The sequence below is a fragment of the Achromobacter insolitus genome, assembly GCF_002209555.1.
Lineage (GTDB): Bacteria > Pseudomonadota > Gammaproteobacteria > Burkholderiales > Burkholderiaceae_B > Achromobacter > Achromobacter insolitus.
On sequence record NZ_NJIF01000002.1, the window covers coordinates 386,948 to 413,945 of the forward strand.

At 66.0% G+C, this 26,998-nt stretch carries 27 protein-coding genes and 1 tRNA gene; 16 read left to right on the forward strand and 12 right to left on the reverse strand.

All coding sequences use genetic code 11. The features are described from left to right. Positions 1 to 6: 6 nt before the first annotated feature. Positions 7 to 102, forward strand: a tRNA-Sec gene (locus CEY08_RS07300). Positions 103 to 118: 16 nt separating this feature from the next. Here CEY08_RS07300 and CEY08_RS07305 read toward each other — a convergent pair. Both CEY08_RS07305 and CEY08_RS07310 read right to left on the reverse strand, forming a co-directional pair. Then, a complete protein-coding gene (locus CEY08_RS07305; RefSeq protein ID WP_076817093.1) occupies positions 119 to 658 on the reverse strand; it encodes a TlpA family protein disulfide reductase in 540 nt (179 codons plus the stop codon). A gap of 20 nt (positions 659 to 678) precedes the next feature. After that, positions 679 to 1,779: a transglutaminase-like domain-containing protein gene (locus tag CEY08_RS07310; RefSeq protein ID WP_076817095.1), complete on the reverse strand. Its 1,101-nt coding sequence runs from the start codon at positions 1,777 to 1,779 to the stop codon at positions 679 to 681. Between the two features lie 139 nt (positions 1,780 to 1,918). Between CEY08_RS07310 and selD the strand changes: the two genes are divergently transcribed. Continuing rightward, positions 1,919 to 2,980: a selenide, water dikinase SelD gene (gene selD / locus CEY08_RS07315; protein WP_042795607.1), complete on the forward strand. Its 1,062-nt coding sequence runs from the start codon at positions 1,919 to 1,921 to the stop codon at positions 2,978 to 2,980. Between the two features lie 50 nt (positions 2,981 to 3,030). Here the strand turns inward: selD and CEY08_RS07320 are convergent, their stop codons facing one another. Then, complete coding sequence (locus CEY08_RS07320) at positions 3,031 to 3,948, reverse strand: LysR substrate-binding domain-containing protein (protein ID WP_042795606.1); 918 nt, start codon at positions 3,946 to 3,948, stop codon at positions 3,031 to 3,033. Positions 3,949 to 4,118: 170 nt separating this feature from the next. Here CEY08_RS07320 and CEY08_RS07325 point away from each other — a divergent pair, with 170 nt between their 5' ends. After that, complete coding sequence (locus CEY08_RS07325; protein ID WP_082884471.1) at positions 4,119 to 4,328, forward strand: DUF2917 domain-containing protein; 210 nt, start codon at positions 4,119 to 4,121, stop codon at positions 4,326 to 4,328. Between the two features lie 36 nt (positions 4,329 to 4,364). Continuing rightward, positions 4,365 to 5,018: a 2-hydroxychromene-2-carboxylate isomerase gene (locus CEY08_RS07330; protein WP_076817097.1), complete on the forward strand. Its 654-nt coding sequence runs from the start codon at positions 4,365 to 4,367 to the stop codon at positions 5,016 to 5,018. Between the two features lie 246 nt (positions 5,019 to 5,264). Here the strand turns inward: CEY08_RS07330 and CEY08_RS07335 are convergent, their stop codons facing one another. Beyond that, the gene (locus tag CEY08_RS07335; RefSeq protein WP_042795603.1) at positions 5,265 to 5,642 is read right to left on the reverse strand and encodes a DUF779 domain-containing protein; all 378 of its coding nucleotides are present in this window, start codon (positions 5,640 to 5,642) and stop codon (positions 5,265 to 5,267) included. 57 nt (positions 5,643 to 5,699) lie between these two features. After that, a complete protein-coding gene (gene adh, locus CEY08_RS07340; protein WP_063961399.1) occupies positions 5,700 to 7,229 on the reverse strand; it encodes an aldehyde dehydrogenase in 1,530 nt (509 codons plus the stop codon). A 270-nt stretch (positions 7,230 to 7,499) separates the two neighbouring features. Here adh and CEY08_RS07345 point away from each other — a divergent pair, with 270 nt between their 5' ends. From CEY08_RS07345 to CEY08_RS07380, 8 genes are all read left to right on the forward strand, one after another. Then, positions 7,500 to 9,362, forward strand: a complete 1,863-nt coding sequence (locus CEY08_RS07345; protein WP_076817099.1) for a sigma-54-dependent Fis family transcriptional regulator — start codon at positions 7,500 to 7,502, stop codon at positions 9,360 to 9,362. 166 nt (positions 9,363 to 9,528) lie between these two features. Beyond that, the gene (locus CEY08_RS07350; RefSeq protein ID WP_076817101.1) at positions 9,529 to 9,963 is read left to right on the forward strand and encodes a MaoC family dehydratase; all 435 of its coding nucleotides are present in this window, start codon (positions 9,529 to 9,531) and stop codon (positions 9,961 to 9,963) included. 10 nt (positions 9,964 to 9,973) lie between these two features. Continuing rightward, complete coding sequence (locus CEY08_RS07355; RefSeq protein ID WP_076817103.1) at positions 9,974 to 10,366, forward strand: MaoC family dehydratase; 393 nt, start codon at positions 9,974 to 9,976, stop codon at positions 10,364 to 10,366. Positions 10,367 to 10,404: 38 nt separating this feature from the next. Beyond that, positions 10,405 to 11,382 carry a Bug family tripartite tricarboxylate transporter substrate binding protein gene (locus tag CEY08_RS07360; protein ID WP_126389504.1) on the forward strand — a complete coding sequence of 326 codons (978 nt, stop codon included), beginning with the start codon at positions 10,405 to 10,407 and terminating at the stop codon, positions 11,380 to 11,382. Positions 11,383 to 11,421: 39 nt separating this feature from the next. Beyond that, positions 11,422 to 13,500 (forward strand): 3-hydroxyacyl-CoA dehydrogenase NAD-binding domain-containing protein, encoded by a 2,079-nt coding sequence (locus tag CEY08_RS07365; RefSeq protein WP_042795598.1) that lies wholly within the window; start codon positions 11,422 to 11,424, stop codon positions 13,498 to 13,500. Between the two features lie 35 nt (positions 13,501 to 13,535). Beyond that, positions 13,536 to 14,780, forward strand: coding sequence for a CaiB/BaiF CoA transferase family protein (locus tag CEY08_RS07370; protein WP_076817108.1), 1,245 nt, complete (start codon positions 13,536 to 13,538; stop codon positions 14,778 to 14,780). Continuing rightward, the gene (locus tag CEY08_RS07375) at positions 14,777 to 15,166 is read left to right on the forward strand and encodes a Zn-ribbon domain-containing OB-fold protein (protein ID WP_042795596.1); all 390 of its coding nucleotides are present in this window, start codon (positions 14,777 to 14,779) and stop codon (positions 15,164 to 15,166) included. Before CEY08_RS07370 ends, CEY08_RS07375 begins: the two co-directional genes overlap by 4 nt. Beyond that, positions 15,163 to 16,335, forward strand: a complete 1,173-nt coding sequence (locus tag CEY08_RS07380; protein ID WP_076817111.1) for a thiolase — start codon at positions 15,163 to 15,165, stop codon at positions 16,333 to 16,335. Before CEY08_RS07375 ends, CEY08_RS07380 begins: the two co-directional genes overlap by 4 nt. 9 nt (positions 16,336 to 16,344) lie before the next feature. Here CEY08_RS07380 and CEY08_RS07385 read toward each other — a convergent pair whose 3' ends face one another. The 7 genes from CEY08_RS07385 to rpe form a co-directional block, all read right to left on the reverse strand. Beyond that, positions 16,345 to 17,208 (reverse strand): LysR substrate-binding domain-containing protein, encoded by an 864-nt coding sequence (locus CEY08_RS07385; RefSeq protein ID WP_042795595.1) that lies wholly within the window; start codon positions 17,206 to 17,208, stop codon positions 16,345 to 16,347. Between the two features lie 18 nt (positions 17,209 to 17,226). After that, entirely contained in the window at positions 17,227 to 18,015 is a 789-nt protein-coding gene (trpC, locus tag CEY08_RS07390; RefSeq protein WP_042795594.1) for an indole-3-glycerol phosphate synthase TrpC, read from the reverse strand. Further along, the gene (trpD, locus tag CEY08_RS07395) at positions 18,012 to 19,043 is read right to left on the reverse strand and encodes an anthranilate phosphoribosyltransferase (protein ID WP_063639282.1); all 1,032 of its coding nucleotides are present in this window, start codon (positions 19,041 to 19,043) and stop codon (positions 18,012 to 18,014) included. The genes trpC and trpD overlap by 4 nt, the downstream gene beginning before the upstream one ends. Before the next feature lie 12 nt (positions 19,044 to 19,055). Then, the gene (locus tag CEY08_RS07400) at positions 19,056 to 19,622 is read right to left on the reverse strand and encodes an aminodeoxychorismate/anthranilate synthase component II (RefSeq protein WP_042795593.1); all 567 of its coding nucleotides are present in this window, start codon (positions 19,620 to 19,622) and stop codon (positions 19,056 to 19,058) included. Between the two features lie 56 nt (positions 19,623 to 19,678). After that, on the reverse strand, positions 19,679 to 21,277 hold the full coding sequence (locus CEY08_RS07405; RefSeq protein WP_088607621.1) for an anthranilate synthase component I family protein: 1,599 nt from the start codon (positions 21,275 to 21,277) through the stop codon (positions 19,679 to 19,681). Between the two features lie 260 nt (positions 21,278 to 21,537). Continuing rightward, complete coding sequence (locus CEY08_RS07410) at positions 21,538 to 22,245, reverse strand: phosphoglycolate phosphatase (protein ID WP_042795591.1); 708 nt, start codon at positions 22,243 to 22,245, stop codon at positions 21,538 to 21,540. Between the two features lie 15 nt (positions 22,246 to 22,260). After that, on the reverse strand, positions 22,261 to 22,989 hold the full coding sequence (rpe, locus tag CEY08_RS07415; protein ID WP_042795590.1) for a ribulose-phosphate 3-epimerase: 729 nt from the start codon (positions 22,987 to 22,989) through the stop codon (positions 22,261 to 22,263). Positions 22,990 to 23,118: 129 nt separating this feature from the next. On the opposite strand from rpe, the gene apaG reads away from it, so the two are divergent. The 4 genes from apaG (at position 23,119) to CEY08_RS07435 (ending at position 26,944) form a co-directional block, all read left to right on the forward strand. Further along, positions 23,119 to 23,493 carry a Co2+/Mg2+ efflux protein ApaG gene (gene apaG / locus CEY08_RS07420; protein ID WP_039882644.1) on the forward strand — a complete coding sequence of 125 codons (375 nt, stop codon included), beginning with the start codon at positions 23,119 to 23,121 and terminating at the stop codon, positions 23,491 to 23,493. Between the two features lie 38 nt (positions 23,494 to 23,531). Beyond that, a complete protein-coding gene (mltA, locus tag CEY08_RS07425; RefSeq protein ID WP_063639284.1) occupies positions 23,532 to 24,833 on the forward strand; it encodes a murein transglycosylase A in 1,302 nt (433 codons plus the stop codon). Beyond that, complete coding sequence (locus CEY08_RS07430; protein ID WP_063639285.1) at positions 24,830 to 25,999, forward strand: UbiH/UbiF family hydroxylase; 1,170 nt, start codon at positions 24,830 to 24,832, stop codon at positions 25,997 to 25,999. The genes mltA and CEY08_RS07430 overlap by 4 nt, the downstream gene beginning before the upstream one ends. Positions 26,000 to 26,146: 147 nt before the next feature. Next, on the forward strand, positions 26,147 to 26,944 hold the full coding sequence (locus tag CEY08_RS07435) for a DsbC family protein (protein ID WP_076817113.1): 798 nt from the start codon (positions 26,147 to 26,149) through the stop codon (positions 26,942 to 26,944). Positions 26,945 to 26,998 lie beyond the last annotated feature (54 nt).

Consider the following 26,998-nt stretch of genomic DNA (forward strand, 5'->3'; position numbering starts at 1 on the left):
CACTGTGGAAGGCATTCGTGTCCGGTGGCACGGCTGGGCTTCAAACCCAGTTGGGGACGTCAGACGTTCCCAGGTAGGTTCGACTCCTGCTGCCTTCCGCCATTGCGCTTATAAGCCCCTAGGCTCGCAGCATCCCCGTCACCACGCCGCCCACGCGGTCCGATTTCCAGTCCAGCTGCCCCAGGTGCCAATAGCGGACGGATCCGCCGCGGTCCACCAGATAGTTCGCGGGCAGTCCGACCGCGTCCCATTGCTTGGAGACCGTGCTGTTCCTGTCATGCAGCACAGTGCCCGCGACCGGCCACTTTGCAAGAAAGGCGCTGATCTTCGCCGGCGAGTCGCCCACGTTGACTGCCACCAGCCGCAAGCCTTCTTCGCGATGGCGTTTTGCCATGGTGGACATGATGGGAATTTCGTCGCGGCAAGGCTCGCATGAAGTCGCCCAGAAACTCACGATGACCACATTGCCGCGCCAGGCCGACAGTTTTTTCTCGCGGCCGGAGAGGTCGGGCAGGGCCAGGGGTGGCGTGGGCGCGTTCCAGGCGGCCCAATCCGGCCCGGTAGCGGTCTTGAGGGCGCTGTCGCTGGCGGCCCGGACGTACCAAGGCAGGGCCGCCAGCGACAGGCCTGACTGCAGGAGTAGGCGGCGGCTGATCATGGCGATCTCAATGCGTGGCCTCAAATGGAAAGGGGCCGGGCGCTGATCTTGTAGCTGAAGCTGTCGGGGTCGAGACTGTCGATGCGGCCGGCCGAGGTCTCGCCATTGGGATACATGAGGAAGGGAACCGGGCCGTGGGCGGCGCCCGGCAGGACCACGTCGTTGCCATGGTTGTAGGCCACCCAGTTCATCTCCCAGGCGCCGAACAGCATGACGCGCGCGGCGCGCACTTTGGCGTCGCTCAGCGGCAGTTCGCCGGGCGGCTCTTCCAGCATGACCTTGCGCACGTCGGCCGGATCCACGGGCACCCAACCGTAACCGGCGGCATAGAACTCGGCGCGGCAGTGCTGCGCTTTGGTGACGTCGCCCGCCTTGCCCAGGCTCTTGTAGCCGAACTCGGAATCCGCCACGCGCAAGCCGTAGGCATCACGGGCGGGAATGCCGGCGGCGCGGGCCAGCGCCACGAACAAGGAATTGATGTCCGCGCACTTGCCGTTGAGGTCGTTGGCCGTGAGCATGTAGCGCACGTCGCCCACGCCGCAGCCGCGGGTGGTAGCGGTTCGGCAGGTGTTTTCGACCACCCATTCATAGATGGCGCGTGCCTGTGCCAGATCGCCGCGGTGGCCGCGTGTAATGCGGTCAGCGGTCTGCTTGACGATGCCGTCGGTGGGCAGGAGCGAGGTGGGCTGGAGGAATTCGCGCAGCGCCGCCGCGCTTTCCCGAGGGGCGTCGGCCGCAGGCGGCTGGCTCAGGTCCACGCGCCGGTTCCGGGTCTGAAAACGGCTGGTGACCGTGACCGTGCGCGGCCCTTGCGCATCCGGCCATTGCACGGCCAGCATCTGCACGCCGTATCCGGGCGTCTGCGCCAGTTGCGCGGTGCCGCCGCCGCTGACCTGCCAGGCGCTTTGCGCGCCACGCTGGTAGGCGGTGTCCACCGCATAGGGAACCGGAATCCAGATGCGGGCGTGAGCGCCCGGATCCTGCACGGTAATGTCGGTGGTCAATTCGAATGCGCGCCACCCTGTGCTGATTGGGGCGAGCCCCGCGCCCGCTACCCAGGGCAGTGTCGCGCTGGCGGCGCACAAGGCACCCGAGACACGGAGAAAATGTCGGCGATCCATGAAGCCCTCACTCACGGTGAAGATTGGCTATCGGTGCGCCCGGGGCCGGGCGGCCGTCCGTTGCTGCGTGCTGACGGATCATCATAGGGCCAATCCCGGGCGCGGTGCTATCCTTTTCCGCTGACCTATGGAGATTCCGATGACCCAGGATGTTGCTAGCGCGGCAGTGCCGCGATTGACTTCGCTTTCGCATGGCGGCGGCTGCGGCTGCAAGATCGCGCCGGGCGTATTGTCCGAACTGCTCAAGCGCTTCGGCCCCGCGGTCAGCTATCCCGATCTGCTGGTGGGCACCGAGACGGCCGACGATGCGGCGGTCTACCGCTTGAACGACGAGCAGGCGCTCATTGCAACGACCGACTTTTTCATGCCCATCGTGGATGATCCCTACGACTTCGGCCGCATCGCCGCGACCAACGCGCTGTCGGACGTCTATGCGATGGGCGGCACGCCCATCATGGCGCTGGCCATCGTGGGCATGCCGATCAACGTACTGCCGCACAGCGTCATCGCCGACATCCTGCGCGGCGGAGAATCCGTCTGCAAGGACGCCGGCATTCCGGTGGCGGGCGGCCATAGCATCGACTCCGTCGAACCGATCTACGGCCTGGCCGCGATGGGCCTGGTGCATCCCGGCCGCATCAAGCGCAATGCCGATGCGCGCGCCGGCGACGTCCTGATCCTGGGCAAGGCGCTGGGCGTGGGTATCTTGTCGGCCGCGCTGAAGAAGAACCGGCTCGACGATGCCGGTTACCGCGCCATGATCACCGAGACCACGCGCCTGAACCGGCCGGGGCCGGCGTTGGCCGCCATGGAGGGCGTGCACGCCATTACCGACGTGACCGGCTTCGGCCTGCTGGGGCATACGCTGGAAATGGCGCGCGGCGCGCAACTGACGGCCCACGTGCGCCGTGATGCGCTGCCCTGGCTGCCGGGGGTGCAAGCATTTGCCGCGGATGGCGTCATCACCGGCGCGTCTGGCCGCAATTGGGCGTCTTATGGCGCTTCCGTGCGCCTGGGCGAGGGCGTGAGCGACACGGAGCGTGCCTTGCTGACCGATCCGCAGACTGCGGGCGGACTGCTGGTGGCCTGCTCGCCGGACGCGGCGCAGGCAGTGCTGGACCTGTTCCGGCAACATGGCTTCGAGCAGGCGGCCGTCATCGGCGATATGCGCGCCGGCGAGCCGGAGGTGCGGGTCGACTGAGTCTTCCTGGCGCGGTTAAAGGGGGACGGCGGTATTGTTGCCGCAGGCCCCTAGGCCGTCAGGTCGCGCGCGGTGGCTTGCGCCTGTTCGATCAGCCAGCGCGCGACGACCTCCGCGTCCGGCGTAGCCCGGCGGGCGTTGCGCACCAGCCAGTAGGCGTGTTCGGTCGCGCTGGCAGCCTGGCCGCCGACGGCCTCCAGGCGCTTGTCCGCCAGCATGGGCGCGATCAGCGCCAGCCGTCCCAGCGCGATACCGTGCCCGGCCAGCGCGGCGTGCACGATCTGGTCATACTGGTTGAAGCGCAGCATGCCCTTGGCGGGCACGCGCCCGAGCCCGCGCGCATTCAGCCATTCCGACCATTGCAGCCAGGGGCGCGTCGGGTCGTCGAACTCCAGCAGCACGTGGCGTTGCAGTTCCTTGGCGTCCAGCAGGCGGGCCTTGAGCGACGGGTGAGCCACCGGCACCACTGCTTCTCCGAACAGCCAGGCCGCGTTGTCCGGCACGCCATCGCGCAGGCTGTAGCGTATGGCGATGTCCACGCTTTCGCGGTCGATGTCGATCAGCCTGTTGTCGGCGGCCACGCGCACGTCGATATGTGGATGCGCCGCCTGGAAGTCTCCCAACCGGGGCAGCAGCCAGAGCGAAGCCACGCCTATGGTCGTGGTGACGGTGACGGGTGTGCGGCGCTCGGGCGCGCGCAATTGCTCGGTCAGGTCGCCCAACTGGCTCAACCATACGTCGGCCATGCGGAACAGCTGCGCGCCTTCGGAGGTGAATGACACGCTGCGGAAGCCTCGCACCAGCAGGGGCACGCCCAGGTGGGCCTCCAGCGCCCGGATCTGGCGGCTTACGGCCGACTGCGTCACGTGCAGGTCCTGCGCGGCCAGCGTGATGCTCATACGGCGGCCCACGGCGACAAAGCCTCGGACGAGATCAAGCGGGGGGAGTTTGGCCAGCGGGTATGACATTCACAAAACTCATGCGTGTCGGACGGAAATGTCGCTTGAGCAATAGTACCTCCAGGGCGTTCAATAGCATTCAGACGACGGGTGAGGGGTGTAGAACCCACTGATCCGCCGCGATCGCCGCCGCCGCGGCCCAGGGGTACGCCATGATCCAGGTTTGTTGCACTGCGGGAATGTCATTTCGTTTGGCCGGCGGCTCGACTATGCTGCTCAAGCGCGCCTCGGGCGTCCGCATCGTGTGTCACGCCGGCACCTTGTGGTTGTCCGAGTACCAGCGCTTCGACGACAGCGTGCTTCAAGCCGGTGAATCCATCACCGTCGGCAGCGATCGCGATGTCGTTCTCAGCGGCCTGCCGGATGCGCAGGTCGCGCTAATTTCCTAGTGCCGACAGTTCCCAGCCCGCCCCGGAGCCCTTGTCATGACAGCGCCCCTGCCCGATACGCCCCGCATTGAAATGTGGTTCGATTTCGCCAGCCCGTACAGCTATCTGGCGATAGAGCGCATAGACGCGCTGGCGCGGCAAGCGGGGGTCCGCGTCGAACTGCGTCCCTTCCTGCTGGGTCCGATCTTCCAGGCCCAGGGCTGGAACGACTCGCCTTTCCGGCTGTTCCCGGGCAAGGGGGCGTACATGATGCGCGACATCGTCCGCCTGGCCGACAAGTATGGCCTGGTCTACAACCGCCCGCGCCTGTTTCCTCGCATGAGCGTATTGCCTGCGCGCATTGCGCTCCTGGGCCAGGATGAGCCCTGGGGCCGCGATTTCTGCGTGGCGGTCTTCCGGGCCAATTTCCAGCGCGACCTGGACATTCAGTCCGAGGACGTCGTGCATGAACTGTTGACGGACCTGGGCCTGGACGCCGACGCATTGATCGCTCGCGGCAAGTCCGAAGCCGCCAAGGAGGCGTTGCGCCGCCAAGTCGACCGCGCGCGCAACCTGGGCCTGTTCGGCGCGCCCACGTTCTTTGTGGACGGCGAGATGTTCTGGGGCAACGACCGGCTGGAAGATGCGCTGGAATGGACTCGCCGAGAGGCGCCCGCCAGCGCCTGGCCCTCGTCCGCCGCGCGTCCCTGATGGCCGCCGCCTCGTGTCAGTTTTTTCCTCAACCCACCTTCAGCAATGAAAAACGCCAGCAGTGCCTATCGCGGCGCGCCCATGCCGGGCGGCCGTTCGTTCACGCAATTCAGGGCTGCGCGCATCCGGCGCGTGTCGTTCCAGTGGAAGCAGGCCGCGGGGTCCGGAATGCCGGACAAAGAAAGCCCGCAAGGCAGCTCGCGGGACCGCTAGGACCCCGCGCGCAATCCTTGGCAGGGGCGGCGGCTAGCCCCTGCTGACCGGCGCCACCCGCGCCCATTCCTCGTCGGAGTACAGCCGCGAACGCAGAAGAAAGCGCTTGCCTTCCGCGCTGTCCAGCGAGAAGGCGCCGCCCCGTCCGGGAACAGCGTCGATGATGAGCTGGGTATGTTCCCAGTAGGCGAACTGGTCCTCGCCCATGTAGAACGGGCATCCCTCCAGCTCGCCCAGCAGCACGTCCGAGCCGCCCACCATGAATTCTCCCTGCGCGTAGCACATGGGTGAACTGCCGTCGCAGCAGCCGCCAGACTGGTGGAACATCAGCGGACCGTGCTTGGCCCGCAAGGTCTCGATCAGGCTGCGCGCCTCGTCGGTGGCGACCACGCGCGGCGTTTGCTCTGCCATGTCAGACTCCTTTGAGGCGGGCCGGGCGTGGCATTTGCCAGCCCGGCCACCGTCGGGTCAGAAGAAACCCAGCTTCTTCGGCGAGTAGCTCACCAGCAGGTTCTTCGTCTGCTGGTAGTGGTTGAGCATCATCTTGTGGTTCTCGCGCCCGATGCCGGATTGCTTATAGCCGCCAAATGCCGCATGCGCCGGATACGCGTGATAGCAGTTGGTCCACACGCGGCCTGCCTTGATGGAGCGTCCCATGCGATAGCACGTGTTGGCGTCGCGCGACCATACGCCCGCGCCCAGGCCGTAGAGCGTATCGTTGGCCAGGGCCAGCGCATCGTCGGCGTCCTTGAAGGTCGTCACGGCCACCACCGGTCCGAAGATTTCCTCCTGGAACACGCGCATCTTGTTGTGGCCCTTGAATACGGTGGGCTGCACGTAGTAGCCGCCTTCCAACGCGCCCTGCATCTGCGCACGCGAGCCGCCAGCCAGCACGTCGGCGCCTTCCTGCTTGCCGATGTCCAGGTACGACAGGATCTTTTCGAGCTGTTCGGTGGATGCCTGCGCGCCCAGCATGGTGTCCGCATCCAGCGGATTGCCCTGTTTGATCTCGGCCACGCGCTTCAACGCACGTTCCATGAATTTGTCGTACAGGGATTCCTGTATCAGCGCGCGGCTGGGGCAAGTGCAGACCTCGCCCTGGTTCAAAGCGAACATGACGAAACCCTCGACCGCCTTGTCGAGGAAATCGTCGTCCTGCGCCGCCACGTCCGCGAAGAAGATGTTGGGCGACTTGCCGCCCAGCTCCAGCGTGACAGGAATGATGTTCTGCGACGCATATTGCATGATAAGCCGGCCGGTGGTGGTCTCGCCGGTGAAGGCGATCTTGGCGATGCGCTTGTTGGAGGCCAGCGGCTTGCCGGCTTCCAGGCCGAAGCCCGTGACCACGTTGACCACGCCCGGCGGCAGGATGTCGCCGATCAATTCCATTAGCAGCAGGATGCCCAACGGCGTCTGTTCGGCGGGCTTGAGCACCACGCAGTTGCCCGCGGCGAGCGCCGGTGCCAGTTTCCACGCGGCCATCAGTATGGGGAAGTTCCACGGAATGATCTGGCCCACCACGCCCAGCGGTTCATTGAAGTGATAGGCCACGGTGTCGTGGTCGATTTCGGATAGCGAGCCTTCCTGGCTGCGGATGCAAGAGGCGAAATAGCGGAAGTGATCGATCGCCAGCGGAATGTCCGCGGCGCGCGCTTCGCGGATGGGCTTGCCGTTGTCCCAGGTCTCGGCCGTGGCCAGGCGCTCCAGGTTGGCCTCCATCACGTCGGCGATCTGCATCAGCATGCGGGCGCGCTGGGCGGCAGGCGTGGCGCCCCACTTGGGCGCGGCGCGATGCGCGGCGTCCAGGGCCAACTCGATGTCGCGCTCTTTCGAGCGCGCGTTGCGCGTCAGCACCTGGCCCGTGACCGGCGTGACGTTGTCGAAGTACTCGCCATCGGCGGGCTTTTGCCATTTGCCGTCGATGAAGTTGTCGTACTGGGTCTTCAGGTCCAGGCGCGTGCCGTACGAGTCGGGGGTGATGCGGGTCGCGATGTCCATGCTTGTCTCCGGTATTGTGGGGTTGCGGCAGTCGGCTGCCTGTCCTGTATCAAGCAAGGAGCGTGCCAGTCGGGGCTTCCCCGCTGGACAGCCCGCGGCTTGCATGCGAAAGTAGGTTTCAGTAGGGGCCGGGCCGCCCCAAGGCAAAGAAGCCCCCTCGGGGGGCAGCAAGCCCGCGCAGCGGGTGCAGCGTGGGGGCAACATACTTTTGTCGCTTTTTGCGACATTGTCGGGAACAGGTGTCGCAGAACGCCTATCCAGGAGACATGCATGGCCACTCATTCCCGTCAGCACGCGCTGACGCAAGCGCGCCTGCTGTTCAACCAGCAAGGCGCGGTGCCAGGCGGCTTGGTTGCCGAGCCCATCCTGCGATCGTGGCGGCGTTGCGCCGACCTGGGCTTTGACATGCGCGGCGTGCGCCGCGCTGAACTCATGACGCAGGGCGAACTGCGCGAGGCCCAGCAGCGCAACGAAGCGCTGCGTCGGCTGTCCGAACCCGCCATGTCTCTGCTGCGCCGCCAGGCCGGCGGCAATGGCGGTTTGGTCATCTTGTCCGACGCCCAGGGCTTGGTGCTGGACTCCGACGGCGACACCGGATTCGCCCAACGCGCGTCCCGCGTCGCGCTGATGCCCGGCGCGCCATGGGACGAGGCCGCCGCAGGCACCAATGCCATCGGTACCGCATTGGTGGAGGGCCGGCCCATCGCGGTGCATGGCGCGGAGCACTATTTCGAACCCAACCGCATCCTGACTTGCGCCGCCGTCCCCATTACCGACAGCGAAGGCCGCACGCTCGGGGTGTTGGACCTGTCCAGCCCGGCAAGGGATCTACGGCCCGATGTGCTGGAACTGGTGCGGGCCGCCGTGGACCTGAGCGAGCACCGTTTGTTTGAACAGGCCTACGAGCAGCACGCCGTATTGCGCCTGCACGTGGACCATGCGGGGTTGGGGGCGCCCGGCGAGGGGCTGCTCGCCTTCCAGGGCGACCTGCTCATCGGCGCGAACCGCCGCGCCTTGCAGGCGCTGGGCCTCGCTCCCACTGCCCTGGGCGTATACCGATATGGGGACGTCTTCGACGGCGACATGGAACGCGGTCCCGACGCGGCCGGCAGGGTGCAGGCGCGTTCAGGCGCCGTGTATCACGCGCGTCTGCGCTGGCCCCGCTCTCGCGCGCCCCAGGCGCCGGCGCGGCCAGCGCTGCCGCCCGCGACCGGGGCGCGTCCCGCAACGCCGAATTTCGACGCGGCGACCCTTGGAGCGCTGGCGCGTGCCGTGCACCTGTCCGATGCGGGCGTGTCCATTTTGCTGCAAGGCGAAACCGGCGTGGGCAAGGAAGTGTTCGCGCGCGAACTGCATGCCCGGGGCAAGCGCGCCTCGGGGCCATTCGTGGCGGTGAACTGCGCAGCGCTGCCTGAAAGCCTCATCGAATCCGAACTGTTCGGCTACGAAGAAGGCGCCTTCACCGGGGCGCGCCGCCAGGGCAGCAAGGGGCTGCTGCGCCAGGCGCATGGCGGGGTGTTGTTCCTGGACGAGATTGGCGACATGCCGCTGGTACTGCAATCGCGTCTGCTGCGCGTGCTGCAGACGCGTGAAGTCTCGCCCTTGGGCGCGGCGCGGCCGGTATCCGTGGACTTCGCGCTGGTGTGCGCGACCCATCGTCCGCTGGCTCACGAAGGGCCCGACGCGCCGGTGCGCCCGGACCTGTATTTCCGCATCGCCGAATACACCGTCACGCTGGAGCCGCTGCGGGCACGCGCCGACCGTCTTGAGTTGTTGCGCGGCCTGTGGGCGGCGCAAGGCGCGGGACCGGTTCTGCCGGCCGACATCGAAGCCATTCTTGCCGCTTACGCCTGGCCCGGAAACTACCGCCAATTGGTGGCCGTGCTGCGCACGCTGCATGTGCTGGCCGGACCTGCCGGCATGGTCGACATGGACATGCTGCCTGCCGACATCCGCAGCGCGTCGGCGGTGCCGCAGTCTGTCGGCGATGCGGATCCGGCCAACCTGCAGGCCATGACGGACGCAGCGATCCGCGACGCGCTGGCCGCCCATGGCGGCAACGTCAGCCGCGCGGCGCGCGCGTTGGGCGTGCATCGCAGCACGCTATACCGCCGCCTGCCGCGTCCGGCCTGACGGCGTCTTCCGGCTTTTCCGCGCGCGCCGACCCGGCTGGGCGCCGCCGCCTGCCGCATGCGCGCAGGGTGTGCACAAAAACTATCTTTTGAAGATAAGTTAACTATCCCAGCGCAAGGGAAGAACTGCTTACGATGCCCCCATCCCCTACAAACCAGGCGATGACATGGCAAGCAACGAGCTGTTCTACGACGACTTCGAAATAGGCCGTCTCTTTCCTCCCTGCCGTTACAGCATCGGCGCCGCCGACAGCGACGCATTCATCGGCACCTTCCAACATTCTCCGATCGTCGACGGCAGCGGCCGCGCCGTAGCGACGCGCGGTGGTGCGGCCGTGCGCAGCGTGCATCCCGTTCTGGTCGGTAGCTTCCAGCCGCAGCACGCAGCATTTGCCTGGCCGACGGGCGTACTGCACGCCCGCGAGAAAGTCCGCCTGCTCGCGCCGGTATATCCGGGCGAGGAGCTGGAGGCCAGCGTGCTGGTGAAAGACAAGTACCTGAAGAACGACAAGCGGTTCGTGGTGTTGGAAATCACCATCCGCAAGCTCGAAAACGCGCGCGTGGCCCTGGTGGCGGAGCGCAGCCTGGTTTGGCCGAACTGAGGAGGCCCGCATGGAATTCAAGGTAGGCGACACGTTCCGTTCCGCGGCCCGCGGCGTGGCACAGGAAGACATCAACCGTTTCGGCGCCTTGCACGGCACCACCGGCAGGACCCACACCGATCCGGAGTATGCGCGCGATAGCGTTTTTGGCGGCGTCATCGTGCAGGGGGCGCTGGTGATGGCGCCGGTGCTGGACATGGCGGCCGACTTGCTGGGCGACGCAAGGTTCGACGGTTGCGAGATCGAGGCGAAGTTCGTTGCGTTCACGCGGCCCGGAGACGCGGTGGATGTGGAGTTCGAAGTGACCCGGAGCGAACCCGGATGGCTCGAGCTGGCTTATGCCTGCACGCTGCCTGACGGCAAGAAGGTTCAGGTGGGAACCATCACCCACCGCCGCGGCTGAACTCGGCCGCAATACAAAACAAGCATAGGGAGACAATCTTGAAACGCATTCTGCAGAGCCTTGCCCTGTCTTGGGCGGCAATGAGCGCCACGCTCGTGATGGCCGCGCCATATCCCGACAAGCCCATCCGCATGATCGTGCCCGCGGCGGCAGGCGGCGCTGCCGACACGTTGGCGCGCATGATAGGCCGCGGGCTGACGGAAAAGTTTGGCCAGCCTGTCGTCATCGAGAACAAGCCTGGCGCGGCCGCCATCGTGGGCATGTCCGCCATCGCCAAGTCGCCCGCCGACGGCTACACCCTGGGCATGACTTTTTCCGGAGCAATGTCCATCAATCCTTCCCTGTACCAGCAGTTGCCCTACGACCCCGTGAAGGACTTCGCGCCCATCACCATCGTGGCGGTATCGCCTTTGGTCATCGCCGTCAGTCCCAAATTGGGGCCGAAGTCCCTGAGCGAATTCCTGGCTCTGGCAAAGAAGGAGCCCGGGAAGCTGACTTTCGGGTCGGCCGGCACGGGATCGACACAGCATCTTTCCATGGAACTGCTCAAGTCGACCGCGGGCGTGGACATGCTGCACGTGCCCTACAAGGGGAGTTCTGCCGCCTTGGTCGATGTGCAGTCAGGGTTGATATCCGCAGTCAGCGACAACGCGATCACGCTGGTTCCACTGATCCAGTCGGGACAACTGGTGCCGCTGGCGGTGGAGACCGCGAAGCGGATCCAGTCGCTGCCGCAGGTGCCTACGGTGGCGGAGTCCGGATATCCGGGATTCCAGGCGGCAGGCTGGTATGGCTTGCTCGCGCCCGCCGGGACGCCACAGCCCATCGTGGCACAGCTCAACGCCGCCCTGCGCGAGATGGTGGGCAAACCCGACTTCACGCAATGGCTGCAGCAGCAGGGCATGGAGCCGCAAACCGATACGCCCGAAGGCTTCGGACGCTACATCGGGCAGGAAAAGGACAAGTGGGCGCAGGTCATCAAGGCGGCCAAGGTGCCGCAGCAGGCATCGCGCTGAATACCGGCGGCAATGCGCCGCCATCACTCCAGGAAAACCATGCAAGTCGTATCTTCCACGCTTAGCGGAAACATCCGCGTCATTGTCATTGACAACCCTCCGGTCAATGCCACCTCTCAGGCAGTGCGCGCCGGTCTGCTGCAAGCCCTCGAGCAGGCGGCGGACGATGGCAACACGCGCGCCGTCGTCATCGCCTGCGCAGGCGCGACCTTCGTCGCGGGGGCGGACATCAAGGAGTTCGGCAAGCCGCCGCTGGACCCACACCTGTCGGTGGTGATCCACGCCGTTGAGTCCAGCGCCAAGCCCGTCGTTGCGGCGATCCACGGTTCGGCGCTGGGCGGAGGGCTGGAGCTGGCGCTGGGCTGCCACTACCGGGTGGTGCAGGCACAAGGGCGCCTGGGCTTGCCCGAATCCACGCTTGGCATCATTCCGGGCGCTGGTGGCATCCCCAGGCTGCTGCGCCTGGTTGGCGTGGAAAAGGCGCTGGACATGGCCGGGACCGGCAAGCCCATAGACGCGGCGCAAGCGCTGGAAGCAGGAGTGGTGGACGCGCTGGCGCAGGACGATGTCAGGGCCGCGGCGATCGCGTTTGCGCAGCGCCTGATTGCTCAGGGCGGTGGCGTGCGCCGCACGCGGGAATTGCCCGTGCCGGCCACGCCCGCCGGTGCATTCGAGGCCGCGCGCGCCAGGTTCCAGGCCAGCCATCGAGGGCAGTCGGCGCCGCAGGTCTGTGTAGACGTGGCCGCGCGCAGCATTGCCTCAAGTTTTGAAGACAGCGTGGCTTATGGCCGCGAGCGCTTCCGCGAACTGGTGGCCTCGCCTCAGGCGCAAGCCTTGCGTCATGCATTCTTCGCCGAGCGCGTTGCGACCAAACCTGCCGGCTTGCCTGCCGAGGATGCGGCGCCAATCCGCAAGGTTGGCGTGGTCGGTGCCGGCACGATGGGCACGGGAATTGCCATGTGCTTCCTGAATGCAGGCATCCCCGTCGTGTTGGTCGAGCAGAACGACAACGTGTTGGCGTCCAGCGTCGAGAATATTGGCAAGACCTACCGCAACGATGTTGTCAAGGGACGCATCACCGAAGAAGCGCAACGCGCCCGGTGCGACGCCCTGACACCTACGCTGCAATACGAATCGCTGCGCGATTGCGATCTCGTGGTGGAAGCGGTCTTCGAGGACATCGAGGTCAAGCGGCAAGTGTTGGCCAGCATCGAAGAGAACCTGCGGCCTGACGCGCTGATCGCCACCAATACCTCGTTCCTGGATGTCAACGCGCTGGCGGCGGGCTTGCGCCGCCCCGAGAACGTGGTCGGCATGCATTTCTTCAGCCCTGCTCACATCATGAAGCTGTTGGAAAACGTGCGTGGCGCGCGGAGTTCGCCGCGGGCGTTGGCCACCATCCAGGCATTGGGCAAGCGCCTGGGCAAAGTCGCGGTCATGGTGGGGGTGTCCGATGGCTTCGTGGGCAACCGGATGCTGGCCAGGCGTACGCGCGAATGCTATTTCATGCTGGAGGAGGGCGCGCTGCCCGAGCAGGTCGACCGCGTGTTGTGCGAGTTCGGCTTTCCGATGGGGCAATTCCAGCTCAACGACCTGGCCGGTCTTGACGTTGCGTGGCGCAACCGGCAGAGCCGGCTGGACCGATTGAGTGAACGCGAAGCCGCCTGCAACATCCTTGATGAAATTGTGGCGGCTGGCCGGTTGGGGCAGAAGACGGGCGCGGGGTTCTATACCTATGACGCCAAGCGTGCCCGGTCTGTGGACCCGGCCATTTCCGAGTTGATCGTGCGCAACGCAGAAAGTCGAGGCATCACGCGGCGCGTCATTTCCGATGAGGAAATCCTGGAGCGCTGCCTCTACGCCATGATCAACGAAGGGGCGCTGATCCTGGAGGAAGGCGTGGCCGCCCGAGCGGAGGACATCGACACGATCTGGCTCAACGGCTACGGCTTTCCCCGGTTTCGCGGGGGGCCGATGTTCCATGCGGACCGGATCGGTGCGGCGCGCATCTGCGAGCGCATCCGCCACTACGCCAGCCAGGCGGGCGAACAGTACTGGACGCCCGCGCCGCTGCTGCTCGCCCAGGCGCGCGATGGCGGCGGCTTCTACGCCCACTGAGGTTTCCCCTTCCGTCATCCACGTACACATTTCCTATGCCTAAGAGAGAACCTCCGCTTAGCGGTATCACCGTGCTGGACATGACCCGCATCATGGCGGGCCCTTGGTGCACCCAGAACCTGGCCGATCTGGGCGCCGAAGTGCTGAAGATTGAACGCCCGCTGTCGGGCGACGATACGCGGGGATGGGGGCCGCCCAACCTCATGGACGCCCAAGGGCGGCGCACGCAGGAGTCGGCGTACTACCTGGCCGCCAACCGCAATAAGCGCTCGGTGGCACTGGACATCGCCAGTCAGGCGAGCGCAGAAGCGGTGCGCCGGCTGGCAGCCAAGTCCGACATCTTCGTCGAGAACTTCAAGGTGGGCGGCCTGCGCAAGTACGGCCTGGACTACGCCAGCCTGCGCGAGCTGAACCCCCGCCTGATCTATTGCTCCATCACGGGCTTTGGGCAGGACGGTCCCTATGCGGAAAAGCCCGGCTACGACTTCGTGATCCAGGCGCTGGGCGGACTGATGAGCATCACTGGCGAGAAGGACGCATTACCCGGCGGCGGCCCGCAAAAGGCAGGCAATGCCGCCGCGGACCTGATGGCCGGCATGTATGCCACCAGCGCCATTCTGGCGGCGCTGCATGAGCGCAGCCGCAGCGGCCTTGGCCAGCACATCGATATTTCCATGCTGGATTGCCAGGTGGCCGCGCTGGGCGTGCAGAATTTCAACTACTTCCTGTCAGGCGACGTGCCGCGGCGCGAGGGTAATGCTCACGTCAATCTTGCGCCCTATCAGGTCTTCGAGGCGGCGGATGGCTATGTCGTGCTTGGGGTCGGCAACGACAGCCAGTTCCAGAAATTCTGCGTGGCAGCCGGACGCACCGACCTGGCCGAAGATGAGCGCTACCGGACCAACACCGGCCGCGTGCTTGCCAAGGGGACGCTCATTCCCGAGCTGGAGCGCCTGTTTCGCACGCGCAGCCGCGACGAGTGGGTCAGTCTGCTGGACGCAGCAGGCGTGCCGGTGGGCGTGATTAACGACATCGCGCAGGTCCACGAGAACCCGCAGGTGCGGGCCCGGGGCCTGAAGTTCTCGCTGCCGCATCCGGTTTGCGGCAGCGTTCCGCAGGTCCGTAGCCCGATGCGTTTTTCGGAAAGCCCCGTCGCATATCGCAATGCGGCGCCGTTGCTGGGTGCCGACACCCACGGCGTGCTGAGCACCAAGCTTGGATGCAGCGAAGCCGAGATCGCGGCGCTGCAGCAGCCCGCCAATCCTGGAGAATCAAGATGAGCAGTGCAGCATCCGCCAATGCGGGCACGCAAAAGCAGTATTTCGACAACCTGGCACAGGGCCGCTTCCTGATCCAGCACTGCGCGGACTGCGCACGGCACGTGTTCTATCCGCGCGAGATATGTCCGCATTGCGGCAGCGACGCGCTAACCTGGATCGCGCCGGCGGGCCGGGCGACTGTCTACAGCTGCACCACCGTCGCGCGCAAGCCCGAGGCGGGCGGTGACTACAACGTATCGCTCGTCGATCTGGATGAAGGCGTGCGGATGATGTCCAGCGTAGTGGGCATGCCGCCCGACCAGGTACGCATCGGCATGGCGGTCAGGGCCGTGATCGGCGAGCGCGACGGCGCTCCGGCGGTGCTGTTCGAGGAGGTGGCGCGATGAACTATCGACAACTGCGGGGCAAGACCGCCATCGTCGGCGTGGGCCACTTTGGCCTAGGCCAGGCACCGGGCTACACCGATATGGAATTGCTGGTGCGCGCCGCCCACACGGCGGTACGGGACGCAGGCCTGGAAATGCGGGACATCGACGGCATTGCGACATCCAGCGTGGCAGCCAGCATGTGGCCGATGTCCGTCATCGAGACCCTGGGCATCCGCCCTACGTATATCGACGGCACCTGCCTGGGCGGTTCCAGCTTCATGTCCTACATTCTGGCCGCTGCCCACGCATTGGATTCAGGACAGTGCAATGCCGTGCTGGTCTGCTATGGCAGCGCGCAGAAGACGGCGGCCGTAGGGCGCTCGGCAATTGCCGCTACGCGCAAGGCGCTGGACCCCCAACCCTATGAAATGCCGTATGAACCGCTGAATCCGCCCAGCGCCTATGCGCTGGCCGCCAAGCGCCATATGCACGAGTTCGGCACGCGTCGCGAGGACCTGGCCGAAGTTGCCGTCGCGGCTCGCCGCTGGGCTCAGCTCAATCCCGAGGCGTACTCTCGCGATCCTCTGTCGATCAATGATGTGCTGAGCGCCCGCAGGGTGTCGGATCCGCTGACCGTCCGCGATTGCTGCCTGGTGACCGATGGCGCGGGGGCATTCGTCATGACGCGGGCCGACCGAGCCCCGGATCTGCCGCAGGCGCCCGCCTATATCCTGGGCAGCGCCACCGCGGTGTGGAATCGCCAGATTTCCTCGATGGAGACGCTGACCACCACGGCCGCGAAGCAATCGGGCGCGTTGGCGTTCGAGATGGCGGGGTGCCGCCCGGCCGACATCGACGTGGCGCAGCTATACGACGCATTCACCATCAATACGATCCTGTTCCTGGAAGACCTGGGATTTTGCGCCAAGGGCGAGGGAGGGGGCTTTGTGCGCGATGGCGGCATCGCTCCGGGCGGCCGCTTGCCCGTGAATACGAACGGAGGCGGCCTGTCCTGCGTGCACCCGGGCATGTATGGGGTGTTTTTGGTGATCGAGGCGGTGCGCCAGCTGCGCGGGCAGGCGGGCGAGCGTCAGGTCAGGGATGCACGCCTGGCGCTGGCGCACGGCAACGGCGGCACGCTGTCCAGCCAGTCCTCCGTCATCCTGGGAAGCGCCGAAACCTGCTAGCGGTGCGTCTCAAGAGCCCCGCGCGATCTCGTAGATTTCCTCGATGAGAGCCGCGCGGACCGATTGCCGGTTCCATAGCAACCCGACGCTGCGGTAGTGCTCGTTGCCGGGCAACGAGATTTTGCGCAGGCCAGAGTCCGGCCGCAGCTCACCCGCGCCATCCGGCACCAGGGACACTCCCAGTCCCTGGCTGACCAGCAGGGCGATGACCTCGATGGACGCGGTTTCGATGCGTATCTTGGGCCGTATGCTGTGCTGGCGGAAGTAGTTGGCCGCCAGCTGTCCGCCCCACAGTTTGCGGTCATAGCAGATCAGCGGATTGGCGCGCAACAGCTGGTGCGGATCATCCTCGGTAAGCGACGCGGGGGCCAGGACCACCAGGGGCTCGTCGCGCACCCGCCGCCATTCCAGATTCTTGGGCATCTGGAACTGGGGCTGCAGTATCAGCGCAGCGTCCATTTCGCCATCGCATATTTTGCTGTAGAGATTGACGGAATATCCCTTGACCAGGCTGATCTCCAGGTTGGGATGCCGGTTGATCAGCCGCGCCAGCAGCGTCGGCATCAGCGTAGTCATGGCGGAATCGAATGCGCCCAGGGTCAGGTGGCCGAACACCACCGGCCCCTGAGAGGCCGCCTTCAGGTTGCGGACCTCTTCCATGACGTGCTTGGCCTGCGCCAGGATCTGCGCGCCCTCGACCGTGGGTTTGACGGTGCGGCCGGACCGCACCACCAGTTTGAAACCCAGCTCGTCCTCGACCTTTTTGATGCGCTGATTGACCGCCGCGGGCGTGAGGCCATTTTTGCGCGCAACTTCAGCGATCGAACCCTGCTCGATGACCTGGATGAAATTGAGCAGGAAGGTGGTGTCCATGTGCTCCTGAACGGGCTGTCAGCCCATCAGGCGAGCGAGTTCCGCGCCGGGGTCCTTGGCGCGCATGAAGGCTTCGCCCACCAGGAAGGCGTCTACCTTGTGTTTGCGCATCAGTTGCACGTCTTCGGGCTTGAGGATGCCGCTCTCGGTCACGACGCGCTTGCCGGCGGGGATATGGGGCAGCAGGTCCAGCGTGTTCGACAGGCTGGTCTCGAAGGTGCGCAGGTTGCGGTTGTTGATGCCCAGCAGCGGCGTCTTCATCGTCAGGGCGATGTCCAGTTCCTTGGCGTCGTGCACTTCCACCAGCACGTCCATGCCCAGTTCCATCGCCAGGGTTTCATAGTCGCGCAGTTGCGCGGGACTGAGCGCGGCCACGATCAGCAGCACGCAGTCCGCGCCCATCGCGCGCGCGACGATGATCTGGTAGGGATCGATCACGAAGTCCTTGCGCAGCACCGGCAGCGAGCAGGCGGCGCGCGCCTGGCGCAGGTGGTCGTGGGAGCCCTGGAAGAACTGCACGTCGGTCAGCACCGACAGGCAGGCCGCGCCGTGCACCGCGTAGGTGGAGGCGATTTCCGGGGGATTGAAGGGGTCGCGCAGCACGCCCTTGGAGGGCGAGGCTTTCTTGATTTCAGCGATGACGCCTGGCTTGCCTTGGGCGATCTTGTCTTCGATGGCTTGGGCAAAGCCACGGACGTCTTGCCGCGCCTGCGCTTCGCGCAGGACTTCGGCTTCGCTGCGCATCTGGCGAGCGGCGGCGACTTCCTCGGCCTTGACGGCGAGGATCTTCGCGAGAATATCGTTCATTTCAGGAATTTCCGGGTATATGCGCAGAATTCTTCCAGCTTGGCTCGAGCCGCGCCGGTGGAGATAAGTTCAAATGCTAGAGCCAATGCCTCGGGAATGGAATCGGCCTTATTGCCAGCATAGATGGCGAGTCCTGCATTGAGCGCGACGATGTCGCGGGCGGTTCCCTCGACATTTTCCAGCGCCTCGATGACAAGCTCGCGCGATTGTTCGCGATTGGACACCTTGATGCTCCGGTTGGACATCATGGATAGCCCGTAGTCCTCGGGATGGATCTCGTATTCTAGGACTTTGCCGTCCTTGAGTTCGCCCACCATGGTTGCGCCGCCCAGCGAGGCTTCGTCCATGCCGTCCTTGCCGTGCACCACCAGCACGTGGCGCGAGCCCAGGCGTTCCAGCACGCGCACCTGGATGCCGACCAGGTCGGGGTGGAATACGCCCATCAGCTGGTTGGCGGCGCCGGCCGGGTTGGTCAGGGGGCCCAGGATGTTGAAGATCGTCCGTACAGCCAGCTCCTTGCGCACGGCGGCCACGTTCTTCATGGCTCCATGGTGGGCGGGGGCGAACATGAAGCCGATGCCGGTTGCCTGGATGCATTCGGCCACCTGTTCCGGGGTCAGCGTCAGGTTGGCGCCCAGGGCTTCCAGCACGTCGGCGCTGCCGCTGGAGGACGAGGCGCTGCGGTTGCCATGCTTGGCGATCGGCACGCCGGCCGCCGCGGCCACGAACATGGCGGTCGTGGAGATGTTGAAAGTGTGGCTGCCGTCGCCACCGGTGCCGCACATGTCCAGCAGGTCGGCGGGGTTGGGCGTGACCACGGGCGTGGCGAACTCGCGCATGACCTGCGCGGCCGCGGTGATTTCGCCTATGGTCTCTTTTTTCACGCGCAGGCCCATCAGCAGGGCGCTTGCGATCTGCGGCGACATTTCGCCGCGCATCAGCATGCGCATCAGATGCAGCATTTCGTCGTGGAAAATTTCGCGGTGTTCAATGCAGCGCGTCAGCGCTTCGGCGGGAGAAATCGTCACGATGCGTCCTTCTTAGGCGAGGTTCAGGAAATTGCGGAGCAGGGCGTGGCCGTGCTCGCTGAGCACCGACTCGGGATGGAACTGTACTCCGTATAGCGGCAAGGTCTTGTGGCGCACGCCCATGATGTCGCCGTCCGGGGCGGTCGCGGTGACGGCAAGGCAGTCGGGCAGGGTGGCAGGATCGATGGTGAGCGAGTTGTAACGGATCACCGTGTACGGGGTGGGCAGATCGGTGAAGATGTCCGTGCCCGTGTGCGAGATCTGCACGGTCTTGCCGTGCATGATCTGCTGGGCGCGCACGATATCGCCGCCGTAGGCCGCGCCGATGGCCTGGTGGCCCAGGCATACGCCCAGGATGGGCTTCTTGCCCGCAAAGGCCTGGATCACGGGCACCGAGATGCCCGCCTCCGCCGGAGAGCAGGGGCCGGGCGACACGCAGATGCGGTCCGGGTTCATGGCGGCGATCTCTTCCAGCGTGATCTGGTCGTTGCGCGCCACGCGCACGTCTTCGCCCAGTTCACCGAAGTACTGAACCAGGTTGTAAGTGAAAGAGTCGTAGTTGTCGATCATCAACAGCATTAAATTCTCCTGAAGGGCCGTCAGGCGGCCCGGATGTGTCCGTGGGGGGCCGGGCCTCAGATGGGTTCGTCCAGGCCGTGCTGCACCTGCTCCGCCGCGCGCAGCACCGCGCGGGCCTTGGCTTCGGTTTCGGCCCATTCGGCTTCGGGATTGGAGTCGGCCACGATGCCGGCGGCGGCCTGTACGTACAGCGTGCCGTCTTTGATGACGCCGGTGCGGATGGCGATGGCCACGTCCATTTCGCCGCCATAGCTCAGGTAGCCGGCCGCGCCGCCGTAGATGCCGCGGCGCACGGGTTCCAGTTCGTCGATGATCTTCATGGCCTCGACCTTGGGCGCGCCGGTCAGGGTGCCGGCGGGAAACACCGCGCGCAGCACGTCCATGCTGCTCAGGCCAGCGTCGCCGGGCCGCCCCAAGGCGCTGGCAGCCCCCTCGGGGGGCACCTCGCGCAGTGGGCGTGGGGGCGTTTTCTTGGAGCTCAGCGTGCCGGTGACGTTGGACACCAGGTGCATCACGTGCGAATAGCGTTCGATCACCATGGTGTCGCTGACCTTGACCGAGCCCACCTCGGCCACGCGGCCCACGTCGTTGCGCGCCAGGTCGATCAGCATTACGTGCTCGGCGACCTCCTTGGGATCGGCCTTCAGTTCGGCGGCCAGGGCGGCATCTTCCTCGGGCGTAGCGCCGCGCTTGCGGGTGCCAGCCAGGGGACGGATGGTGATCTGCGACTTGGGTTCACCGTTTTCCACCACGCGCTCCTGGCGCACCAGGATCTCAGGAGACGCGCCGACCACCTGGAAGTCGCCGAAGTTCCAGAAATACATGTAGGGGGAGGGGTTGAGCGACCGCAGGGCGCGGTAGAGGGAGAGGGGGGAATCGCGGAAGGGCTTGGCGATGACCTGGCCGATCTGCACTTGCATCAGGTCGCCTGCGGCGATGTGTTCCTTGGCGCGGAGCACGGCCGCCAGATAGTCTTCCTTCTTGAAGTCGCGCCGCTCTTCGGTCTGCATGCTGGCGTGGCTATAGGGAATTTCAACGGGGCGTCGCAGGCGGGCGCGCAAGTCGTGCAGGCGCTGCTGCGCGCGGCTGTAGGCCTCGGGCTGGCTCGGGTCGGCGTAGACCATCAGGTAGATGCGGCCGGCCAGGTTGTCCACGATGACCAGCTCGTCCACGTGCATCAGCATCAGGTCGGGGGTACCGCCTTCCATGCCGGCGGGAAACGGCTTGACCGCGGGTCCCAGGCAGGGCTCGATGTGGCGCACCGTGTCATAGCCGAAGTAGCCTGCCAGGCCGCCGCAAAAGCGCGGCATGCCCGGACGCAGGGCGACCTTGAAGCGGCTTTGGTATTGCTCGATGAAGGTCAGTGGATCGCCGTCATGGGTTTCGGCGACCTTGCCGTCGTGCAGGACTTCGGTGCGGGTGCCGCTGGCGCGGATCACCGTGCGCGCCGGCAAGCCGATGAAGGAATAGCGGCCGAAGCGCTCGCCGCCCACCACCGATTCCATCAGGCAGGTCATGCGCCCGCCCTGGGGGCCGGCATGCGCCAGTTTCAGGTAGATGCCCAGCGGGGTGTCCAGGTCGGCATAGGTTTCGGCGACCAGCGGAATGCGGTTGTAGCCTTGTGCGGCCAGGGCCTTGAATTCGATTTCGGTCATGTCGGGTCTCGTAAGCGGTTTATCTGCTATCGGACCAGGCGCGCAATGAAAAAGCCCGGTCCAGGTTACTGGTTCCGGGCTTGGCTCTGTGTTTACACAGCTACGGCACTAGGCGGCATACGCGTCCAGGGCCGGGAGGGATCATCGCCACCCGGAAGACAAACGCCACCAGCGCCACGAGGCGCCGAGCATTTGGTTCTGGATGGAAACGTTCATTGAGCTTTGTTCAGTATTGAATTCGCGGTCAGCCGCCGGGATGTTCAGGAGCCTGTTTTGGCCGCGTTCTGGTTTTGATTCCAGAGCGTGACCCACTGGGCGGCGGCGACTAGCGTGTCAACTATACCATCGACATCCAGCTCGCGCACGTCCCGTCCTTCGTTGTAACCATAAGGCACCACCAGGACCTGGGTGCCCGCGCTGCGGCCCGCCTGTGCGTCATTGATGGAATCACCGATGGTCACGGCTTCGTGCGGGGCCACGCCGAGCAGGTCGCACGCATGCACCACCTGATCCGGATCGGGCTTGCGGCGCTCGCAGGTGTCGCCGCACACCACGGCGTCGAAAAAGCCCGCCAGGCCCGTGCGCTGCAGCAGCGGCAGGGTGAATTCGGTGGGCTTGTTGGTGACGACGGCCAGCTTCAGCCCTTGCTCGCGCATGAGCTTCAGGCCGTCGATGACGCCCGGGTAGATCTGCGCTTTTTCGCCATTGGACAGGTGGTAGTGGCGATAGAAGGCGGCGCGGGCGACATCGAACTCGGCGGCGGTGGGATCGGCCGCCTCCAGGCTGCCGGCCAGGCTGCGGCGCACCAGGTTGTCCACGCCCTTGCCCACGAAGGTGGCCACCACGTCTTCGCGCAGCGGGGACATGCCCAGCTCCACGCGCATGGCGTTGGCGGCGAAGGCCAGGTCGGGGATGGAGTCCAGCAGGGTGCCGTCCAGGTCCAGCAGCGCGGCGCGAAAAACGGTCATGACGGTTCCCGGGGCTTAGATGGCGGTGGTTTCGCCGATGGCGATCTGTTCGCGCATGGACTTGATGATGCCCGCGTAGTCCGGCTTGCCGAAGATGGCGGAGCCGGCCACGAAGGTGTCGGCGCCGGCGCGGCGGATTTCAGCAATGTTGTCGATCTTCACGCCGCCGTCGACCTGCAGCATGATTTCCTGGCCGCCAGCCTGCGTCCAGGCGTCGATCCTGGCGCGCGCCTCGCGCAGTTTGGTCAGCGCAGCCGGGATGAAGCTCTGGCCGCCGAAGCCGGGGTTGACCGACATGATCAGGACCAGGTCGATCTTGTCCATCACGTAGTCGAGGTAGGACAGCGGGGTGGCGGGATTGAACACCAGGCCGGCCTTACAGCCGTTTTCACGGATCAGCGACAGGGTGCGGTCCACGTGACGGCTGGCGTCCGGGTGGAAGCTGATGTAGTCGGCGCCAGCCTTGGCGAACATCGGCACCAGGTCATCCACCGGCTCCACCATCAGGTGCACGTCGATGGGCACCTGGACGTGGGGGCGGATGGCCGCGCACACCATGGGGCCGATCGTCAGATTGGGGACATAGTGGTTGTCCATCACGTCCACGTGGATCCAGTCGGCGCCGGCGGCGACGACGTTGCGGACTTCCTCGCCCAGGCGGGCGAAGTCGGCCGACAGGATGCTGGGGGTGATGCGGGTGGAAGCCTGTTGGGTAGACATGATGTTCGGGATCGGGGAGGGCATAATGTGCCATTATTGCAGTTTGAGGCGCGGTACCGGGAATGGCCCGGCCCGGCAGGTCCGGGAACCGCGTCTTTTCCAGCGTCCGGCGCCGTACCACGGCCGCCCGCCAGCACTACACAGGGAAGGACTGTGAAACCTTACGACCTGAGCGTCTCTGTCTCTCCGCGCTTCGTGCCCGAACAGTCCGATCCCGGCGAGCAGCAGTTCGTGTTTGCCTACACCGTTCGCATCACCAACACCGGCGAACATCCCGCCCAAGTGATCAGTCGTCACTGGATCATTACCGACGGCAACCAGCGCGTGCAGGAAGTGCGCGGGCTGGGCATCGTGGGGCAACAACCCTTGCTCGCGCCCGGCGAAACCTTCGAATACACCAGCGGCTGTCCCCTGCCCACGCCGGTGGGAACGATGCGGGGCACCTACCACTGCGTCGGCGAGAACGGCATTCCGTTCGAAGTGCCGATCTCCGAATTCGTCCTGGCCATGCCACGCACCCTGCATTGAATGGCCAGGCCGCCCGTCGCCCGTTTTTTCATTTGCTCATGAAGCGCATTCTCAGTCTGTCCGTGCTGTCCGTATTGCTGGCGGCATGTTCCACCCCTTCCGACATCCCCCCCGATTCCGGTTCGTCCGGACTCCCCGGCCCGTCCGCGCCCGCAGCCGACGGCCCTCTGGTGGTGCCGTCGCTGTCGGCGCTGCCCGACTCCCCGCCGCGTGCGCTGGCAGGCAAGTTCAAGGCGGCCAACTGGGCCGAGATGCCCGGCTGGACCAACGACGACCTGTCGCGGTTCTGGCCCTTGTTCCTGCGTAATTGCCGCGGTTTGATGCGGCCGACCAGCGGCAACCTGGCCGCACCCGCGCGTGCCACGCCGCGGGCCTGGCAGCCGGTCTGCGCCGCCGCCGCGGATCCGGCCCGCGCGCCGGCCGCTGGCGACGGCGAAGGCGTGCGCCGCTTTCTCCAGACGTACCTGCAGCCCTGGCGCCTGAACGCGGCCGACGGCAAGCCGGCCACCAATACCGTGACGGGCTATTACGAGCCCCTGGTGCGCGGTTCGCGCCGCCAGGGCGGCAGCCATCAATGGCCGCTGTATGCCGTGCCCTCTGATCTGCTGACCATCGACCTGGGCTCGATTTATCCGGAATTGGCGGGCAAGCGCGTGCGCGGCAAGCTGGATGGCAAGCGCGTGGTTCCCTACGACACGCGCGCGGCGATAGAATCTTCGGGTCGCCGCCCGCCCGTGCTGGTCTGGGTGGACGACCCCGTCGACAACTTCTTCCTGCAGGTACAGGGGTCGGGCCGTGTGCAGCTGACCGACGGGCCCGACTCCGGCAAGACCATCCGCGTGGCCTACGCCGACCACAACGGTCAGCCGTACGCATCCATCGGCCGCTGGTTGATCGATCGCGGCGAGCTCTCCGCCGACCAGGCTTCCATGCAGAACATCCGCGCCTGGGCCCAGCGCAACCCCAAGCGCGTGCCGGAAATGCTCAATGCGAATCCGGCCGTGGTGTTCTTCCGGGAAGAGCAGGTGGTCGATCCGGAACAAGGCCCCAAGGGCGCCTACGCCGTGCCGTTGGCGCCCATGCGCTCGATCGCCGTCGACGCCGGTTTCGTGCCGCTGGGCACGCCGGTGTTCCTGGCCACGACCTATCCCGCGTCTGACCGGCCGTTGCAACGGCTGGTCCTGGCCCAGGATACGGGCACGGCCATCCGCGGCGCTGCCCGCGCCGACTTTTACTGGGGCTACGGCGACGAAGCCGGCCAGCAGGCCGGCCGCATGAAGCAGCGCGGCCAGATGTGGGTGCTGTGGCCTAAACAGGCCGGGGAACCGAGCGCAAGATGAGCCATCAGATCGTTGTTTGCGGGGCCGGCATCGTCGGCCTGTCCACCGCGCTGGCGCTGGCCCGCCGCGGCCAGCGCGTGGCGGTGTTGGCGCCGCGCGCCAACGTGCCGCCGGCCGATGCCGACCGCTACCATCCGCGCGTCTATGCCATTTCGCCCGCCAGCCAGCGCTTTCTGGCCGAGCTGGGCGTGTGGGATGCCATGCCGGCGTCCCGGCTGACCCCGGTCACTGGCATGGAGATCCACGGCGACGCTGATGGCCAGGTAAACCTGAGCGCCTGGCAGGCCGCATTGCCGCAGTTGGCGTGGATCGTCGAATCCGGCGAAATCGAGCGGGTGCTGATCCAGGCCGTCCGAATGTTCGGAATTCCCTGGCTTGAGGACCGCTGCACGGGGTACCGGGACGGCGCCATCGACACCGAAAGCGGCGCTCGCATCGAGGCCGAGCTCTTCGTCGGCGCGGATGGCGCCGCATCGCCGCTGCGCGAGGCCGCGGGCCTGAAGCATGAATCCGTGTCCTACCATGACACGGGCCTGGTGGTGCACCTGGATGCCGAACGTCCGCACCAGGGCACTGCCTTCCAGTGGTTCCGCGACGACGGCGTACTGGCCCTGCTGCCGCTGCCCGACACCTCGGCCGGCCCGCAGGTCTCCATGGTCTGGTCCATGCGCGCCGAGCCTGCCCAGGCTTTGCTGGCCCTGCCGCCCGAGGAACAGGCCGCTCGCCTGGAAACCTTGCTGGCCGATGCCGCCGAAGGCCGCCTTGGGGCGCTGAAGGTCCGTAGCAAGCTGCACGGTTTTCCGTTGACCCTGGAACGCGCCCAGATGGTTGCGCCCGGCATTGCGCTGGCAGGCGATGCGGCGCACCGCCTGCATCCTTTGGCGGGCCAGGGGCTGAACCTGGGCCTGGGAGACGTCGAGGCCTTGGCCCGCATCGTGGCGGGCCGCGAGGCCTACCGCGCGGCGGGCGACCTGCGCGTCCTGCACCGCTATCAGCGCGCGCGGGCCGAACCGGTCCTGGCCATGCGCCTGGCGACGGATGGCCTGCACAAGCTGTTCGCCTCGCGGGCGACGCCGTTGGTCTGGTTGCGCAATGCCGGCATGCACTGGGTGGAACGGACCCCGCTGATCAAGCGCCGCCTGATTACCGGCGCCTCCGCCAACTAGGCGCTTTCGGCGCCGCGGGCGGAACCTCGCCCGTCGGTGGGCTGTCTGATTCACAGGGGGCGCCTGCTCGTGCAGGTCGGATTCGCCCAGGCGTGGATCGGTTACCCTTTCCGCACAAGAACACGATAGACAAGTACAGGAGTACCGATGAATTTCCGCATATCCGCCACGCTGGCGGCTTGTTTCCTGGCCGCGGGCCTGGGCTTGTCCGCCGGCGCGGCGGCCCAGGGAGACAAGTCCGTCTCCACGCAGTCTGTCGGGCAACCCGGCAAGGGCGACAAGAGCTATTCCACCACCCAGGTGGCGCCGGCCGATCCCGTGGCGGACGCGGTCAAGAATCGTTTTCGCCAGCGTTTCGACGGCATGGATGTGACGGCTGTGCGCCGCACGCCCTACGGCCTGTTCGAAGTTCAATTGGGCATGGACTTGATCTACACGGATGAAAAGGTGACGTGGGTCATGGAAGGTCCGCTGATCGATGCCATGACGCGCCGCGATGTCACCCGCGAATCCCAGGAACGGCTGAGCGCCGTATCGTTTGACCAACTGCCGCTCGACCTGGCCATCAAGCAGGTCAAGGGCGACGGTTCGCGCAAGGTTGCGATCTTCGAAGATCCCAACTGCGGCTATTGCAAGCAATTGCGCAAGACCCTGGAAAACGTCGACAACATCACCGTCTACACCTTCCTCTATCCCATCCTGTCGCCGGACTCCAAGGACAAGGTGCGCGATGTGTGGTGCTCGAAGGATCCGGGCGCTGCCTGGGACGACTGGATGCTGCGCGGCAAGAAGCCCGCGACGGCGAATTGCGATGTGCCCGAGGACAAGTTGCTGGCCTTGGGCCAGAAGCTGATGGTGCGCGGCACGCCGACCACGTTTTTTGAAGACGGCTCGCGCGCCAGCGGCGCCTTGCCCCTGGAGCAATTCAAAGCCCGCTTGAACTGACCGGCGCGGTGCGCCGGCCGGGAGGCTGGCGCCACAGGCGCCACGCCACCCGGA

Excerpts from the sequence above, each read along its gene's own strand:
- adh (WP_063961399.1), bottom strand. The coding sequence starts at position 7,229 with ATGGACATCGCGACCCGCATCACCCCCGACTCGTACGGCACGCGCCTG.
- CEY08_RS07375 (WP_042795596.1), top strand. The coding sequence starts at position 14,777 with ATGAGCAGTGCAGCATCCGCCAATGCGGGCACGCAAAAGCAGTATTTC.
- CEY08_RS07385 (WP_042795595.1), bottom strand. The coding sequence starts at position 17,208 with ATGGACACCACCTTCCTGCTCAATTTCATCCAGGTCATCGAGCAGGGT.
- CEY08_RS07345 (WP_076817099.1), top strand. The coding sequence starts at position 7,500 with ATGGCCACTCATTCCCGTCAGCACGCGCTGACGCAAGCGCGCCTGCTG.
- CEY08_RS07410 (WP_042795591.1), bottom strand. The coding sequence starts at position 22,245 with ATGACCGTTTTTCGCGCCGCGCTGCTGGACCTGGACGGCACCCTGCTG.
- CEY08_RS07400 (WP_042795593.1), bottom strand. The coding sequence starts at position 19,622 with ATGCTGTTGATGATCGACAACTACGACTCTTTCACTTACAACCTGGTT.
- CEY08_RS07380 (WP_076817111.1), top strand. The coding sequence starts at position 15,163 with ATGAACTATCGACAACTGCGGGGCAAGACCGCCATCGTCGGCGTGGGC.
- CEY08_RS07320 (WP_042795606.1), bottom strand. The coding sequence starts at position 3,948 with ATGTCATACCCGCTGGCCAAACTCCCCCCGCTTGATCTCGTCCGAGGC.
- CEY08_RS07335 (WP_042795603.1), bottom strand. The coding sequence starts at position 5,642 with ATGGCAGAGCAAACGCCGCGCGTGGTCGCCACCGACGAGGCGCGCAGC.
- CEY08_RS07325 (WP_082884471.1), top strand. The coding sequence starts at position 4,119 with ATGTCATTTCGTTTGGCCGGCGGCTCGACTATGCTGCTCAAGCGCGCC.
- CEY08_RS07355 (WP_076817103.1), top strand. The coding sequence starts at position 9,974 with ATGGAATTCAAGGTAGGCGACACGTTCCGTTCCGCGGCCCGCGGCGTG.
- selD (WP_042795607.1), top strand. The coding sequence starts at position 1,919 with ATGACCCAGGATGTTGCTAGCGCGGCAGTGCCGCGATTGACTTCGCTT.
- CEY08_RS07330 (WP_076817097.1), top strand. The coding sequence starts at position 4,365 with ATGACAGCGCCCCTGCCCGATACGCCCCGCATTGAAATGTGGTTCGAT.
- trpC (WP_042795594.1), bottom strand. The coding sequence starts at position 18,015 with ATGAACGATATTCTCGCGAAGATCCTCGCCGTCAAGGCCGAGGAAGTC.
- mltA (WP_063639284.1), top strand. The coding sequence starts at position 23,532 with ATGAAGCGCATTCTCAGTCTGTCCGTGCTGTCCGTATTGCTGGCGGCA.
- CEY08_RS07370 (WP_076817108.1), top strand. The coding sequence starts at position 13,536 with ATGCCTAAGAGAGAACCTCCGCTTAGCGGTATCACCGTGCTGGACATG.
- CEY08_RS07430 (WP_063639285.1), top strand. The coding sequence starts at position 24,830 with ATGAGCCATCAGATCGTTGTTTGCGGGGCCGGCATCGTCGGCCTGTCC.
- rpe (WP_042795590.1), bottom strand. The coding sequence starts at position 22,989 with ATGCCCTCCCCGATCCCGAACATCATGTCTACCCAACAGGCTTCCACC.
- CEY08_RS07350 (WP_076817101.1), top strand. The coding sequence starts at position 9,529 with ATGGCAAGCAACGAGCTGTTCTACGACGACTTCGAAATAGGCCGTCTC.
- CEY08_RS07405 (WP_088607621.1), bottom strand. The coding sequence starts at position 21,277 with ATGACCGAAATCGAATTCAAGGCCCTGGCCGCACAAGGCTACAACCGC.
- CEY08_RS07435 (WP_076817113.1), top strand. The coding sequence starts at position 26,147 with ATGAATTTCCGCATATCCGCCACGCTGGCGGCTTGTTTCCTGGCCGCG.
- CEY08_RS07365 (WP_042795598.1), top strand. The coding sequence starts at position 11,422 with ATGCAAGTCGTATCTTCCACGCTTAGCGGAAACATCCGCGTCATTGTC.
- CEY08_RS07310 (WP_076817095.1), bottom strand. The coding sequence starts at position 1,779 with ATGGATCGCCGACATTTTCTCCGTGTCTCGGGTGCCTTGTGCGCCGCC.
- CEY08_RS07305 (WP_076817093.1), bottom strand. The coding sequence starts at position 658 with ATGATCAGCCGCCGCCTACTCCTGCAGTCAGGCCTGTCGCTGGCGGCC.